The organism is Thalassobius vesicularis (assembly GCF_004799325.1).
GTDB classification, from domain to species: Bacteria; Pseudomonadota; Alphaproteobacteria; order Rhodobacterales; family Rhodobacteraceae; genus Thalassobius; species Thalassobius vesicularis.
Genome location: NZ_SSMD01000008.1, coordinates 25,959 through 39,730, shown reverse-complemented (window position 1 = coordinate 39,730; position 13,772 = coordinate 25,959). Strand labels below are relative to the sequence as shown.

The following is a 13,772-nucleotide window of genomic DNA, read 5'->3' as shown; positions in this document are numbered from 1 at the left end:
TCAAAAACTCCGACTGGAATTCGGATGAAGCCTGCCCGATGATGCACTACAACCAAACCGCACCACTTGTTGGGAGCCTGCCAGCCGGGCGTGATCTTGAACTTGAAGGATAATACTTTGGAAAGCGCGAATTTCAGCATTTTCTTGAACGCATTTTCAATTCTAAAGGCCGGTTATGCATCAAACCACGCTGAGATTTCCGATCTAGTCGAGGATGCTGAGTTCGATGAACAACATTCTCAAGAAATCATTCAGCGATCTCAGCAGGCCCTGCTGTCCCCGATTGCCCGCCTGGATCAAGAATTAAGTTGGCTGCCAGAGCTCAGCACTACGCAAATTAATGAGATTGGTTCCTTGTTGGAGGCGGGGAAGATAACCGATCTCCGTGAAGCAATTGCATTTCTCCCCGATTTGCCAAAGGCCAACGTTCTCGCGCATTTGTGTGGCACCGAATCTGCGGACGAAACGCTCCTGCAAGACCTACTTCGTGCTTGGGATGATGTTGATCAGTTGGCTCTATTGGAATTCTTAAATTCTCAGCGCCAAGCGGCCGACTTCCCAAAAATCGAAAGCAGCCAACTTGCGGCGTCGATCAGAGTTCTAGAAAGCACTCATGCGCGAAGCGCTGCGCTGTCCGTGTGGCGATTGGATGAACCCGGAAAGGTGATGGAGAGGCTAGTTGAGGCGGAGCTAAAGAGGGACCGGGCAAGCAGAATATTGGCCGAATTTGTTCGTGAATACGATATCTTGAGCGAACCCCGCCTGGCGAGGATTAGTGAAGCTATTGATCAGCAGATCGAACTTGCCCGTCAACCGAGACAACAGCTAGAGGCCGTGACGAGTGAAATCGCTGAACTCCTGCGGCAGTGGGATGATGTCAACCAGCCCGTTCAAGTATTTGAGCAGCATCAAGGACATGAAGAAGGTCGGTCCAAGCAAATCTACGAAAGACTTCGATCGCTATGCCTCGAGCTCGCGAACGAAAGAGGCGAGTTTCGTCACGCAAAGCGTTTGTCTGAAGCGCTGTTGCACACGTTTCCAGAGCTGGAATCAGTTGCTGAGGTGCTCAAGGGTGATGTCGAGGCGCTGGAGAACCTCGATGAACAGCAGAAGAAGTTTTCAGTGCTGGAGCCGCTTGTTGCCGCTTGTGAGGCCGCCAAATCACAAGTTCCGAAGCTGAAGTCGGCGTTGCAAAGTTCAGGCTTTGTACCAGCGCGTAAGGGGGCCGTAAAAGAAATCTTTGCAGCGTTCGATACCGCTGCAAAAGCTCCAGGCACCGGGGATGCTGCATTCCTTGTTGTTCGAGACCTTGCGTTGTTCGTGAACAACGATCGGAATGACCCTGAAACGGCTTTCAGGTTGGTCGACGGGCTGATCACGTATCGCGGAGCGAAACCGTCCCAAGATGTGAGTAGTAAACTTGATGAAGAGCGGTCCGTGCTGCATCGCAACTGGAAAATGCCAGAATTGGATCGGCAGTCGGGCAATCTCGGCGGAATGGCGAAGGTCGTCGATGAAATGCTCAAATACGCAAAGGGCAATGATCGCGCCGAACTGGTGCAGCTGAAGTCAAGGATTGAGCGCAAGCAAGCTGGCAAAAAAGTAAAGTGGTTGATCTATGGCGGTATCGCGGCTGTCATTGGTTTCTTTGTTATTTCCGATGAACTTGATAGGCCCACCTCACGAACATCCTACCAGCCTACAACCACTTATCAGCCTTCGACACCACGGCAGACCACAACTAGCCCAAGTTCAAATACAAGCGCCGAAACAAGGCCACCTGTTGGTCAAGGCCTCGCTCTGAACAGAGCACAAGTGCGATATTGTGTTTTTCAGGGCGAGCGGCTCGAGGCTATGAGGTCTTTGACTACAACGAACTATCAGATCAGCCAGTTTAATGCGCTCATTGATGACTACAATTCGAGGTGCTCAAATTTCCGATACACAAGCGGTGTGCTGAGTTCAGTGCGCCGAGAAGCACAAGGAAAAACCGCTGAATTCACGGCGGATGCACGAAGGATTGTTGCCTCATGGTAGATGGTGGAAAAAATGACATGAAAATTGAAAGCGTTGCTCAACTCTGTGTCGAATACTGGAAGCTTGCGGCTGCGACTGAGAAAGCGTTGAGTGGCGTACTTGCCAGTGATGGAAAGCGCTTAGAGGCGCAGTTGAAATTCTCCAAACGCCAGTTGGACGTCCTCCTCCAAGATTTGGGGTTGAGACTAGTCGACTTTTCAGGTGAGCGTTTCCATCCTGGCTTGGCGGTTTCGGTCGATAATTCAGGCGATTTTGAAGAAGATGAAGCACTTGTCGTTGGCAAGACAATAGAACCCACAGTCATGTCCGACATGACTGTTATCCGGCTAGGGCGCGTGATCGTTGCGCCAGTTGAACAAGAAGAGGAATAGGCTGTGTATCTAGGTATCGATCTCGGAACATCGAACTCTGCTGTTGTTGGGCATGTCGATGGGGCGCTCCGTCTCTTTAAGACTGCCGACGGCACCGATGTGCTGCCAAGCGTTATCTACCTGGATAAGCGCGGACACCGGTTCATCGGAAAGACGGCCTATGACCGTTTGCTCTCTGCGCCAAAGAATGTCGCGCATGGCTTTAAGCGTTCCATGGGAACCAAGAATCCAATTGCCCTAGCTGGGGAGAACTGGACCCCGGTGGAGTGCTCGGCAGAGATCATCAAAACGTTGGTTGGCCAGGCCATGACTGAGGCCGGTTCGCAAGAAATCGAAGGCGTAGTCATTACCACACCGGCCGCGTTTAATCAGATGCAGAGCGAGGACACTATTTCAGCCGCGCGGCTCGCAGGGTTGGAAAAGGTCAGCCTGCTGCAAGAGCCGGTTGCTGCCGCTTTGGCCGCAATCTCCAACAGCAAGCAGAAAGACGGCGTTTTCCTTATCTATGATCTTGGCGGCGGGACATTCGACCTCGCCCTCGTGATGAGTACCGCTGGCGTTGTTAACGTTGTTGCCCACGAGGGCATCAATATGCTCGGCGGCAGAGACTTCGACAGGATTATTTTCGATAGCGTCGTCCGGCCATGGCTTTCGCATAATTTCAGCCTGCCAGCCAATTTTCAGGCCGACGAGAGATACAAGCATCTTGCCGATGTCAGCAAACACGCAGCTGAAAAGGCAAAAATCCAATTGTCTGCATCTGAAACAGCTTCAATCTTTGCCACTGAAGATGAGGTGCGTGCTACTGATGAAAACGGCGAAGAGATTTACATCTCTATCGACCTTTCCCGCGACGAGATGACTGAACTGGTTCGCGACCGGATCGAAGATTCAATTGCTTTGTGTCGAAAGATCATCGCCGCAAACGGCTACAAGAACGAAGACATATCGAAGATTGTGCCGATCGGCGGACCTTCGAAGATGCCCATCATCCGGGAGATGCTGGAAGCAGAACTTGCTATTGCTGTAGATAGCGGACTGGACCCCATGACCGCCGTTGCCACCGGTGCGGCGATATTTGCTGAGAGCCGAGAATGGGAAGGTAACAGCTCCACTCAGAAAACATCAAAGCACCGGGAAACAGTCACAGGTGACATCAGTCTTTCGTTGGACTTTAAGTCCCGCGTCTCGTCCGAAAGCACAAAGATCCGGGTTAAACCTGCGGGCGAAATTCCCAGTGGCTTTGAACTCGAAATCCTTGATGAAGAAGGCTCGTCTTCTGGTCGGATACCGTTGAACGGTCCGCTAAACGTTGGTGTTAGCGTTCGAAAGAACGGCAAGAACCGATACATGGTCAACGTTTTCGACCAGACCGGTAGCAAGGTTGAAAGCGCTTCACGAGAAATCAGCATTACGCGAGCCGAAGCCAGCGCGGCTAGCGTTCCGATGACCTACAACCTGGCCGTGAAAGTTCAACATGGCATGGTTGGGTATGAGCGAAACAAGCTGGACGTATTGGTCAAGAAGGGAACTGCGCTGCCAGCGCAAGGTCGGCAGAAATTTCGTTCTGGCAAAACGCTCATTGGCGGGGAAGATGACTTCATTGCGGTAGAGTTCTATGACATGGCGGATGACGTAGACAGCCCGGAACACAATCTTCACATCGGCAACTTCCGCCTGAACAGCCTAGATGAGTTGGAGCGGGGAGAGCGGATCAACCGCGGCGACGAATTCATTATTGACTGGAAGATGAGTGACAATGGCACGCTGAGCTTTGCTGTCGAACTGCCTGCTCTTGGCAGGATAATTGACGCTTCGAATCTTTATCGCCATGACGACGGTGGGATAAACTACGAAGGTGAACGGGGCGCAGAAGTCGCGGCAACAATGCTTTCTCGGGTAGAAAGTGATCTGCAAGAGCTTGAAAGTGCATTGGAGCACGATCCTGACCCGTCCGGTAGCATTCGGAAACGTATCGAGCGGCAGCATGCGGCGCTATCCACCTCTGTGGATGCTGACACCCATCGTTCCGTAGCCGAGGAAGCCCGGAAACTGCGCCAGGACGTTGCTCTATTGAAGATGTCCCCTGAGAATGAAGAACGTGTGCTGGCGGATGAGGCTGCCAAGGCCGAGCTGTCGTTTGATGAGTTGAGGAATGTGGCACAGCCCGTCGATGCGGAACGACATGACAAGCTGCTTGTCACGGCGCGTCGGTCAATTCGTGAGAAGAATTTCGATTCCGCGCGACGATCGCTGGGCGAAATGCATGGCATCCGAATGAAAGTCCTGGCGGAAACCCCAGATTTCTTGATCGAGATTCTGAAACTTCTTGCAACAGAGAGGCATCTGGTCGTTGACGAGGGGCTGCACGAACAACTTGTCGCTGCTGGCGTAGAAGCTGCTAAGGCCGGTGATGTAGATCGGCTAAGATACGTGATAGGTCAAATGATGAGCAACAGAGTGTCCACGGGCGCTGATGCAGCCGACATTGTCGAGCTAGCACATCTTTTGGGTTCTTAAACCGTTTCTCGCCATTTAGGAGAACGCAAAACACAAGGCTACGTCATTCAGGCGGTGGTTGGATACGTTTATACCGCATCATTGTCCGCCGCCGTTCGTCTGTAGAGTGAGAGGCGTGCCGGTTTCCCGGTGACGGGTTGAGGGCTGGGAGAGTGGCTCCCGGCGCCCGTCGCGGGAGATAGCTGATGGGCGTTGTGGAAGTTCTGGATCCGGTTCAGCCGGCGCGGGCTGGTGGCTGGAAAGTGGATGTAAGCCGGGGTGAGCGGAACGGGCGGGTGTCGTCCGAATGGTTCAACCGGCCGGATGACGAGCGGTATCTGTCGCTCGACGATCTCTGGGCCAATGTGAAGAGTCGCTCCGAGCGCAGCCGCAGCCGCGTGGTGCAGACGGCGGACATCCGCGTAGAGGCCGCGCGCGATAACCCCGAGCGCTTGCATCTGATGCTGCCGAAAGCGCATGAGCCGGTCGCGCCCACGCATTGGGCCTTTGGCCAGCTTTCCAGCATCGTCGGCGCGCCGGCCTCCTACCTGCGGCAGTTGCCCGCGCCGCTGGCGGGGATCAACCTGCAATACGGCCTGACCAACCACCGCGCCGAGCAGGTGAAGACTTTCGAGACGGAAGACGGCCGGACCGAACTGCGCGCCGTGACCGGTCCCGACTACGGTCGCATCCATGACTTCGAGCTTGTCGAGGCGGTGCAGCGCATCGCGGGCAATGGCACGGGCGATACGCGCTGGAAGGTGCCGGGTGTGCTCGACTGGTCGACCGGGGTCTACAACCCCGATGTCGAAATCAGTCGCGACACGACCACGCTCTACGCCTCGGACCGCGACGTCTTCTTGTTCCTGGTCGACGACCGCAATCCGATCGAAGCAGGCAAGTTACCCGACGGCTCCCCCGATCTCTATTTCCGGGGCTTCTATTGCTGGAATTCCGAGGTGGGCGCGAAGACCCTTGGTATGGCGAGCTTCTATCTGCGGGCGGTGTGCCAGAACCGCAATCTCTGGGGTGTCGAGGACTTCCAAGAGATCAAGATCCGTCACTCGAAATACGCCGCCTCGCGCTTTGCACATGAGGCGGCGCCCGCGTTGACGCGGTTTGCCAATTCCTCGCCGCAGGGGTTCGTAAACGGGATCAAGGCGGCGCGGCAGCAGATCGTGGCGCGCGGCGATGAGGACCGCGCGGATTTCCTGCGTAAGCGCGGTTTCTCGAAAGCCGAATCCGGCAAGATCATCGAGAAGGTGCTGATGGAGGAAGGCCGCCCGCCCGAGAGCATCTTCGATTTCGTGCAGGGGATTACCCGGCTTGCGCGCGACAAGACCCAGCAGGACGCCCGCCTTGATATGGAAGGGCGCGCCAAGAAGCTTCTCGACCGCGTTGGTTGAGGTGGCGACCGGAGGCGATATCGCCTCCGGTCTCGTTCCTGTTTCATCGATCTGCTACTGTGCCCGACACGATTAGGTGTTGGAAGTACGCGCATGGACGAAATTGATTGGTCAGATCGTGCATTTTATGATGACGGTGAATGGGTTACCTGGTCGGAAATCGACGAGCAGCTTCGCTACAAGGAGTGGGGCGCAAAATACCCGAACGCGATCCGGTCTATGATCCCATATTTTGAGGATCTCCTGTCCCTCGCGGAAAGCTATCACCTCGAGACCGGCCTTCACCTCTCTGTCTACGGCGATATCGGTGAGCTGTTCGGTGCTATCACGTACGGTATCAAGCTGAACAAGACCTATGCCCAGGGTGCTGACGGAAGACTTGGCAATGATCATGTCGAGGTCAAGACCATTACGCCATTCAAGACAAAGGATGTGGTCGTGGTCGATACAAATGGGCATTTCAACAAGCTCTTGGTTGTAAAGATCAACGAGGATTTTCAGGTCTCGGGTCGGATGATCGACCGAAAAGATCTTCCAAAGCGCGAAGGGCGCTACTTGCGGGTTCGATGGGGCGATTTACCAACGCCGAAATGATCGGCCCGATCAGCGACAGAGAGTCCGAGGGGGCGGTTTGGTCTTTGACGGTTTGAAGCGGGGAGAGAGGCTCTCCGCACCGTCGGAGATATGCCCATGTTCGACCTTCCTCTCCAAACTCAGCCGGAAACGCAGAAAACAGGTTTGCCGCCGAGCTTCCTGACCGTTCTTGCAGATCAAGACTTGCCGTTTGCGCTCACGACGGCTTGCCACGCGTCGGCGGCTCTAATGTCCGGGCAGGCGCACCCCAAGGTACTGGAGCGGTTTGCCACGCTGGCCGAAGCCATGCAGGGGGCAATCGTTCATGCCGAAAATGTCACCCCTGAAGACGCGCCGCGCATCCTGGCGATCCTCGATCGAGAGGGCCGCCTCGTTCTGGCCGGGGCTGTCCATGGTGGCGGGGTTGCATGGTGCCACCCGGTCTCGGATGCCGCCGAAGCCCGCGCCGTCGTGTCCAAGGCCAGCCAGACCCGCGAGCAGGCCATGAGGGCGGCCGAGTGGCATGAACATGGCCTCGCGCGACGGCTGCGGCATCACGCCGACCTTCTCGATGCCCGTCTTGTCGATCCGCTCTGGCGTGTCTTCGCGTCTCGCGCACTGCAGATCGCGGCGTGACGCCCGAGAGTCAGAGAAGGGCAGGGGAGGATGTGAGCCTGCGAGGACGAGAGAGCCTCGGGGTTCAGATCCCTTTCCTCATTCCGGAGTTTCCAATGTCCAAGATCGATCCCACCCTGGCCGCGCCGATGGCGCCGTCCAGGATTGATTTCGCTGCCGTGCTGGCTCGGCAGTCCGAGCGTGGCGCGCGGATCGCAGCTTTGCTTCCGGCCAACAAGGAGCGCCTCTTCGATGGCCTGACTGCCGCGGGCATCACACATGTGACTGTGTGTTTCGACGGCTATGGCGACAGTGGTCAGGTTGAGAGCATCGTGGCCTACGCTGGCGAGACCGAGGTTGCTTTCCCCCAGACCCAGATCGCCTATGCCGCATTGACCTGGGACGACCCGGAGGTCGAGATGCGGGCGCTCTCGCTCGAAGATGTCGTGGAGCAACTGGCCTACGACTTCCTCTCCGACACCCATGGCGGCTGGGAGAACAACGACGGGGCTTACGGCGAATTCTGCTTCGACGCGAGCGCTCGCACCATCCACCTTGAGTTCAACGAGCGCTTCACCTCGTCCGAACTCTACACGCACGATTTCTGAGGGGGCGGCGATGGCACATCCCTACCACCACGCCTTGTCCTCGGTGAAGAAATGGGGCGGCACGGTCGACGACTTCATGGCTGTGCATTCCTGGTTTGACCAGAGCAAGGAGATCACGGCCGATTTTCGGCACCGCGCGCTGCGCCACCATGCGGAGGGTATCTTCATGGCCGAGACCATCTTTGGGCCGACCCTGACCCTCTCGACCGGACGCATCATCCCGACCCGGTGGGTCGGCGAGCAGCATGTGAAGGAAGACCTCGGCTTCATCCCGAGTTTTGCCGACTGGGTGAAGGCCATCCGGCCCGAGCCCTGGATGGGTCGGACCGAACGGATCGAGGCACAGGTCGATCCGCATCTCGCTTCGCCCGTGGTCGAGGTCATGTGACATGACCGATCCCACCTATCTAAGTCTTGGCTTGCCGCCGACCGCGCCGCCACTGGCAGTGGTCCGCGCGGCGGTCCGGGCGCTGCACCCGAACACACGCGCACTGCGCGGCTTCCGGGCCGCACGCAAACGCTTCTACCGGCAGATGCTCTCCGCGCATGCCGCGCGACAGGCAGCGGACGACACGCCGACCGGCTGATCGTTCCCAACTACCCCTTCATCCCAATCGATCGCCCGGCCTCCTGGCCGGGTCTTCCCCATTCAGGAGGTCCCCATGGCGGATTACTTCACCCATTTCTCGTGCCTGATCGACGTCGGCAGCCCTGACAAGGCTGCCCGTGCACTCGCGCTGTTTCACGATCTGCGCGCTGCGGATCAGGACGCCGACGACCCGGAGGTTGCGGGCTTTGATCTCGTGCGCCAGGACGCGCCCGAGGGCAGCAGCCTCTGGATCCATGATGACGGGAACGGCGATGTCGAAGCCGTCATCCGCTTCGTCCTGCGTCTTGCTAAAGAGCTCGACCTCACCGGCCTTTGGGGGTTCCAGTATTCTCTGACCTGCTCTCGGCCACGACTTGACGCCTTTGGTGGCGGCGCGCATGCCATCGATCTCAGCGCGCGCAAATCCATCGGCTGGTCCAGCACGCAAGAATGGCTGGCCGCCGCATTAAACGGGGAGGACATCGATGCCTGAGGTGATCTGCACCACCGTCTACCAGTTCCCCGAACTCTCGGATGCCGCCAAGGAGAAGGCGCGCAGCTGGTACCGCGAGCTTGGCCCCCATGACGATTGGTGGGACGCGGTCTATGAGGATTTTGAGCGGGTCTGCGAGATCCTCGGCATCCGCCTGAAAACCAACCCCGTCCGCTTGATGGGCGGCGGGACTCGGGCCAAGCCCTGCATCTGGTTCTCAGGGTTCTGGAGCCAAGGCGACGGGGCCTGCTTCGAGGGCTACTGGTCCCACGCCAAGGGCGCGTCCGCGCGCATCCGGGACTACGCGCCCCAAGACGCGGCTTTGCAAGGCATCGCCGACCGGCTGCAGGCCATCCAGCGGCGGAACTTTTACCAACTCGCCGCCGAGGTCAGCCATCGCGGGCGCTACTACCACGAATACACCATGGCCGTTGATGTCACGCGGGACAGCCCGACCTGGCAGCTGCCGACCGAGGACGCGGAAGAGATCGTGACCGAGGCGCTGCGTGATCTGGCCCGCTGGCTCTACCGCCAGCTTGAGGCCGAATACGACCACCTCACGTCGGACGAGGCTATCGAGGAGGGGATCATCGCGAACGCATATACGTTTACGGAAAGAGGGCGGCGGCTCGGGTAACAGAGATCAAAGCGCAAGGTTCATTTGATCTTTACATTAAGTCCATATGGACTATATTGAAGCCAATGGAGGACGCCATGTACGTTGCAGAGAAAATCCGGGAACCCGCACAGATCAACGCTGTCGCGTTGAAAGCTTATGCACGCGTGGCCGATGCTTGGGGTCTCAGTCTCAAGGAAGCGGCTGGCCTTGCCGACATGTCAGAGAGCACGTGGAAGCGCGCCAAGAAGCCGGATTTCGCCGGAGAGCTCACCAAGGACCAACTGCTGCGGCTCAGCGCTGTAATTGGCATCTTCAAGTCGCTCGAACTCTACTTCTCGGAGCCTCTGGCAAAAAGCTGGTTCACCCGACCGAACAAGGGGCCGCTCTTTGGTGGAAGCCGACCAGTCGACACCGCCATCGACGGGGGTTTGCCGCAGATCCTCGCGGTTCGGACCTATCTTGATGCGTTGCGTGGTGGGGCATGAAGCAGACCGAGATTTCCGATCGCGGTCTCGTTCGCCTCCTGCCCGCCACCTACCACAAACCGCCATCGCTGCGCGGTCTCGTCGATTCCGATGACGAGATGGATATCTTGGCAGAGATCGAGGGCCTGACCAGTGGACGTCTACAGGCCGAACGCGGGCGCAACCCGCATCTGGACCCGCGCGAACTCGCTTGGCAACGCCGCAGCCGCGATCTCCGCATCTATGGCGACAGTCATGTCAATGCCGCCTTCACCTACACCCGCGCCGGCGGAAACCGCTTCAACGCCGAGGAGCGCGGCGCGTGGTACTGCGCATGGGATGTGATGGTTTCTGTCAGCGAAGTGGCCTGGCACCGCACACGCGAACTCGGCTTTACCGGCAGCTTCCACGACAGCGCCCGCTATGTGGAATTGCTGGCCGACTTCATCGGCGTCTTCGATGACATGACCGATGAGGCAGGTCATCCGGCGCTGCATCCGGATCCGGCTGTCGGGTATCCCGAGGGCCAAAGCCTGGCACAGCATCTGCGTCGGGGCGGATCCAAGGGCCTGATTTACCCTTCGGTCCGGGCTCCTGCACCGGGCGGGAATTGCCTGGTCTGCTTCGAGCCCCACGCAATTCAGAACGTTCGTCCGGGCGCGTCTTGGGATCTTGTTTGGGATGGGACACCGCACTACTCGATTGCGGCTGTCAGCTAATCCGCAAAACCGTAATTGCCCCGGAGGCCTATAAGGATGGCAACGCCTGATATTGAAAGCCCTGACCGCACCGATCTCAAGCAGATTGACCATGCGCACTTCTTTGAAGCGATGGACTCGCCGCCTTTGCTGACCGAAGCACTGCGCTCTGCCTTTCGTCGGGCGAAAACGTGGTCATTTCAGCGAAACACAGGGCTTGGAAGCGCCGACTGAGTTCACCCGTCTTCGGCGCCTCCCATCGACGCGATGAGGACGGCCAACGCAAAGCGCCCCTTACGACGGTGATGGCCGTGGCTCAACCCAGGAGCTTCAACAAGGCGTCGCGCTGCGCTGCGTGCTTTTCGGGGTTGTCGCGCTTCAGTTTGTTCAGGTTGAGAAGTTTCCACTTCACGGCCGGTAGGTCAGCGGCCTGCGAACGGTCGATCGCCGCGAAGTCAGGCTCGCCGTCCTGAAGCGTCAGGAGGAACTGCCTCGCCTTGTCATCGAGCCTCGATTGCAGATCGGCGACCAACTTGAGGCGCGTCGCCAAAAGCGTAGCGAGCGGGACGGGTGTTCTGGTCATGCCTTCGAATTCCCGCGCGTAGGGTTGCTCGAGATCGATCAGGTTCGGATCGAGCAGCTCATGCGCCGGTCGCGGCGAACTGGCGACATAGATCAGGAAGGTGTGGAACAGGTCCTGCGTCAGGCTCTCGTTTTCGTAGAGGAGTGTGACGTCGTAGAGATCCCGGGGATGCTGCCTGTCCAGGGCGGCGTGCAGCTTTCCCGCGAACAGGTCCTCGAACGAGACGATCTGCATTTCGGCATAGCCATAGGCATCCTCCACGGCGACAGAGACGGTCCGGACTTCCGGGTCGTGGACCACGCCCCGGGTCACGGGCGAGGTTTCGATCTTGATCTCGGCATTCCCGAGACGCGCCAGGAGCCGGGTGGCTCCGCCGCCGCCCCCTTGGATGCGCTGCGATTTCGCGCCTCGGATTCCGGTCTCGATGGAAGCCGCGATGCGATCCATCGCGGCGTTGATCTCGTCCAGGCTCTCGGCGCGTTCCTTGATTGGCAGGTAGGTCAGGTCGATGTCGACCGACAGCCGAGGCAGGTCGCGGTGGAAGAGGTTGATGGCCGTCCCGCCCTTGAGCGCGAAGACGCTTTCGCCCGCGACATTGGGCAGGACGCGCACCAGGAGCGCAACCTGGGCTTCATAGGTCTCACGCGCCATTTTCGGCCTCCGGTTTCACGAATTCTTCTGGCACCATGATCCGATAGCGCGGGTGGATCTTGCCGCCCTGGATCAAGGCTCGGTCGCCGCTGCCGAGGTCGAATGCCTGCGGGTCGATCCGTTTGCGCCAGGGATGATCGTGGCGGTCCGCGAAGACGAAGAACAGGCGCTTGACCTTGATTTTCTGGCACGCTTGCAGGAGGTCGGAAATCAGCCTTGGGCGCAGGGTTGTCAGGCTCTCGAAGACCATGTCGAGCGTGTGGAAACTCTCATGGTGGGGCAACTCGTCCATGGCTTCCAGGATTGCGCGCTCCGGCGTCGACATCGTCAGACCCCAGTCCCATGGCAGGCCAGAATTCTTGCCCTCGATCACGCCCAGCTTCGGATCGGTGAATAAGGAACGGGGGCGGATACTGAAAGGGGCATCCGTCGGCAGTTTGATCAGCCAGTTCGGGACCTTGTCCCCATAGACCCAGACTGGAGCGCTTTCCCCCAGGCGGAGGTAATGGGCATGTCCTTGTTCACCGAGTGCCGTTGTGCTCCCGACATGCAGATCATGACCCATGATATGTTGCATCGAAAGGATGCAGGTCTTCCAGTCGATGCTGTTGGACGCCTGCATATTCGGGACTGGTCGGCGGAAGACACCGCGTGCGATGCGCTCCAGCCAGCCGCGTTTCACATAGTCACGGAAGCTCTCATAGGCGATGCCCTGCGAGACGAGCCATGCCGCGTCGACCAGATACCCGGCGGGTACGGCATCGAGCACTTTCTTCAGATTCTGTGACCTTGCGGTGTCCATGATACCTAAAGTGACAGATTTTCAAAGAGACATCTACAGTTTTCTTTGATGAAAATGCTTTTCCTGCGTTATGGACGCTCCTATCTCACCATTTCCAAAGAACTTAGGGACTAGCCCCAAGGGGAGGGAGATCTGAAGACGCTGGGTTGAGAGACGGCTACGACTTGCGGTGGTTACCGAAGGTCGCAGCGGTGCACATCCCGGCGTGCCGCCGGAACCAGACCTTGGTCCTTCGGACAGGAGCTTGACCGAGGCTGATGTCCCGAAGGGCCAGTCTGCCAACCTACAGGTTGGCAGCTGCGCTCGGTTTGCCAAACTATGATGTGGCAAAAAGCTGGACGATCGCACAGAGCGTCACTAGCCGGTGCGGTGCTCACTTATTCCCGTCGATCCACTTGGACATGAGCCGCTTGTCGCGGAAGCATTCGTCCGGAACGGCGCGCCGTTTGATCTGGGCGAGTTTCTCAGCGAAGGCTACCTGCTTGGACGTGGGCAGCCGGTCCATGTCCGATACCGGCTTCAGCCAGGCCTGAGCCTCGATCCAAGCGCTCAAAGATCGCCGGCCTTGCTGACCCTCCCAGGGCAGGAGCGTCCGGTTGCGCAGGGCGAGCGACCGCGCATAGGCGATCTGCTTGGGCGTTGCCGGCAGGGCGTGCGTGGTGATTTCCATGGTGGAACCCCCTTTCTGGCTTGGCTCAGAATATAGAACATAACAAGAACAAAATCAAGCCGAGCTTCCGGGACGCGTCGGATTCGAGAGGGAG

Annotated in this window: 17 protein-coding genes; 14 read left to right on the top strand and 3 right to left on the bottom strand. The window is 58.2% G+C overall.

Going from position 1 to position 13,772, the window contains the following annotated elements; all coding sequences use genetic code 11:
* The first annotated feature begins 66 nt into the window (after nt 1–66).
* The 14 genes from E7681_RS15070 (at nt 67) to E7681_RS18885 (ending at nt 11,206) form a co-directional block, all read left to right on the top strand.
* Complete coding sequence (locus E7681_RS15070; RefSeq protein ID WP_211089809.1) at nt 67–2,037, top strand: hypothetical protein; 1,971 nt, start codon at nt 67–69, stop codon at nt 2,035–2,037.
* On the top strand, nt 2,031–2,408 hold the full coding sequence (locus E7681_RS15065) for a hypothetical protein (protein ID WP_211089808.1): 378 nt from the start codon (nt 2,031–2,033) through the stop codon (nt 2,406–2,408). Before E7681_RS15070 ends, E7681_RS15065 begins: the two co-directional genes overlap by 7 nt.
* A 3-nt stretch (nt 2,409–2,411) precedes the next feature.
* Nucleotides 2,412–4,928, top strand: a complete 2,517-nt coding sequence (locus E7681_RS15060; RefSeq protein WP_136340132.1) for an Hsp70 family protein — start codon at nt 2,412–2,414, stop codon at nt 4,926–4,928.
* 185 nt (nt 4,929–5,113) lie between these two features.
* Nucleotides 5,114–6,313: a DUF932 domain-containing protein gene (locus E7681_RS15055; RefSeq protein WP_136340131.1), complete on the top strand. Its 1,200-nt coding sequence runs from the start codon at nt 5,114–5,116 to the stop codon at nt 6,311–6,313.
* Between the two features lie 93 nt (nt 6,314–6,406).
* On the top strand, nt 6,407–6,907 hold the full coding sequence (locus E7681_RS15050; protein WP_076367269.1) for a hypothetical protein: 501 nt from the start codon (nt 6,407–6,409) through the stop codon (nt 6,905–6,907).
* 96 nt (nt 6,908–7,003) lie between these two features.
* Nucleotides 7,004–7,522, top strand: a complete 519-nt coding sequence (locus tag E7681_RS15045) for a DNA repair protein RadC (protein ID WP_136340130.1) — start codon at nt 7,004–7,006, stop codon at nt 7,520–7,522.
* Nucleotides 7,523–7,617: 95 nt separating this feature from the next.
* Nucleotides 7,618–8,109 (top strand): DUF6878 family protein, encoded by a 492-nt coding sequence (locus E7681_RS15040; protein ID WP_136340129.1) that lies wholly within the window; start codon nt 7,618–7,620, stop codon nt 8,107–8,109.
* 10 nt (nt 8,110–8,119) lie between these two features.
* On the top strand, nt 8,120–8,497 hold the full coding sequence (locus tag E7681_RS15035; protein WP_136340128.1) for a DUF6915 family protein: 378 nt from the start codon (nt 8,120–8,122) through the stop codon (nt 8,495–8,497).
* A 1-nt stretch (nt 8,498) separates the two neighbouring features.
* Nucleotides 8,499–8,696, top strand: coding sequence for a hypothetical protein (locus E7681_RS15030; protein ID WP_136340127.1), 198 nt, complete (start codon nt 8,499–8,501; stop codon nt 8,694–8,696).
* A 75-nt stretch (nt 8,697–8,771) separates the two neighbouring features.
* On the top strand, nt 8,772–9,191 hold the full coding sequence (locus E7681_RS15025) for a hypothetical protein (RefSeq protein WP_136340126.1): 420 nt from the start codon (nt 8,772–8,774) through the stop codon (nt 9,189–9,191).
* On the top strand, nt 9,184–9,828 hold the full coding sequence (locus E7681_RS15020; RefSeq protein ID WP_136340125.1) for an antitoxin of toxin-antitoxin stability system: 645 nt from the start codon (nt 9,184–9,186) through the stop codon (nt 9,826–9,828). The genes E7681_RS15025 and E7681_RS15020 overlap by 8 nt, the downstream gene beginning before the upstream one ends.
* Before the next feature lie 65 nt (nt 9,829–9,893).
* Nucleotides 9,894–10,295 carry an MbcA/ParS/Xre antitoxin family protein gene (locus E7681_RS15015; protein ID WP_028095451.1) on the top strand — a complete coding sequence of 134 codons (402 nt, stop codon included), beginning with the start codon at nt 9,894–9,896 and terminating at the stop codon, nt 10,293–10,295.
* A complete protein-coding gene (locus E7681_RS15010; protein ID WP_136340124.1) occupies nt 10,292–10,993 on the top strand; it encodes an RES family NAD+ phosphorylase in 702 nt (233 codons plus the stop codon). The genes E7681_RS15015 and E7681_RS15010 overlap by 4 nt, the downstream gene beginning before the upstream one ends.
* A 36-nt stretch (nt 10,994–11,029) precedes the next feature.
* The gene (locus E7681_RS18885) at nt 11,030–11,206 is read left to right on the top strand and encodes a type II toxin-antitoxin system TacA family antitoxin (protein ID WP_168733226.1); all 177 of its coding nucleotides are present in this window, start codon (nt 11,030–11,032) and stop codon (nt 11,204–11,206) included.
* 82 nt (nt 11,207–11,288) lie between these two features.
* On the opposite strand, the gene E7681_RS15005 is transcribed toward E7681_RS18885, so the two are convergent.
* The 3 genes from E7681_RS15005 to E7681_RS14995 all read right to left on the bottom strand — a co-directional run bounded on the left by E7681_RS15005 (nt 11,289) and on the right by E7681_RS14995 (nt 13,678).
* Nucleotides 11,289–12,206 carry a nucleotidyl transferase AbiEii/AbiGii toxin family protein gene (locus E7681_RS15005; RefSeq protein WP_136340123.1) on the bottom strand — a complete coding sequence of 306 codons (918 nt, stop codon included), beginning with the start codon at nt 12,204–12,206 and terminating at the stop codon, nt 11,289–11,291.
* The gene (locus tag E7681_RS15000; protein WP_038070221.1) at nt 12,196–13,008 is read right to left on the bottom strand and encodes a type IV toxin-antitoxin system AbiEi family antitoxin domain-containing protein; all 813 of its coding nucleotides are present in this window, start codon (nt 13,006–13,008) and stop codon (nt 12,196–12,198) included. Before E7681_RS15000 ends, E7681_RS15005 begins: the two co-directional genes overlap by 11 nt.
* A 373-nt stretch (nt 13,009–13,381) precedes the next feature.
* Entirely contained in the window at nt 13,382–13,678 is a 297-nt protein-coding gene (locus tag E7681_RS14995) for a hypothetical protein (protein ID WP_136340122.1), read from the bottom strand.
* Between the last annotated feature and the right edge of the window lie 94 nt (nt 13,679–13,772).

Coding starts and splice junctions, on each gene's coding strand:
- E7681_RS15040 (WP_136340129.1), top strand. CDS start 7,618: ATGTCCAAGATCGATCCCACCCTGGCCGCGCCGATGGCGCCGTCCAGG.
- E7681_RS15050 (WP_076367269.1), top strand. CDS start 6,407: ATGGACGAAATTGATTGGTCAGATCGTGCATTTTATGATGACGGTGAA.
- E7681_RS15020 (WP_136340125.1), top strand. CDS start 9,184: ATGCCTGAGGTGATCTGCACCACCGTCTACCAGTTCCCCGAACTCTCG.
- E7681_RS15030 (WP_136340127.1), top strand. CDS start 8,499: ATGACCGATCCCACCTATCTAAGTCTTGGCTTGCCGCCGACCGCGCCG.
- E7681_RS15055 (WP_136340131.1), top strand. CDS start 5,114: ATGGGCGTTGTGGAAGTTCTGGATCCGGTTCAGCCGGCGCGGGCTGGT.
- E7681_RS15010 (WP_136340124.1), top strand. CDS start 10,292: ATGAAGCAGACCGAGATTTCCGATCGCGGTCTCGTTCGCCTCCTGCCC.
- E7681_RS15000 (WP_038070221.1), bottom strand. CDS start 13,008: ATGGACACCGCAAGGTCACAGAATCTGAAGAAAGTGCTCGATGCCGTA.
- E7681_RS18885 (WP_168733226.1), top strand. CDS start 11,030: ATGGCAACGCCTGATATTGAAAGCCCTGACCGCACCGATCTCAAGCAG.
- E7681_RS15025 (WP_136340126.1), top strand. CDS start 8,772: ATGGCGGATTACTTCACCCATTTCTCGTGCCTGATCGACGTCGGCAGC.
- E7681_RS14995 (WP_136340122.1), bottom strand. CDS start 13,678: ATGGAAATCACCACGCACGCCCTGCCGGCAACGCCCAAGCAGATCGCC.
- E7681_RS15045 (WP_136340130.1), top strand. CDS start 7,004: ATGTTCGACCTTCCTCTCCAAACTCAGCCGGAAACGCAGAAAACAGGT.
- E7681_RS15015 (WP_028095451.1), top strand. CDS start 9,894: ATGGAGGACGCCATGTACGTTGCAGAGAAAATCCGGGAACCCGCACAG.
- E7681_RS15035 (WP_136340128.1), top strand. CDS start 8,120: ATGGCACATCCCTACCACCACGCCTTGTCCTCGGTGAAGAAATGGGGC.
- E7681_RS15065 (WP_211089808.1), top strand. CDS start 2,031: ATGGTAGATGGTGGAAAAAATGACATGAAAATTGAAAGCGTTGCTCAA.
- E7681_RS15005 (WP_136340123.1), bottom strand. CDS start 12,206: ATGGCGCGTGAGACCTATGAAGCCCAGGTTGCGCTCCTGGTGCGCGTC.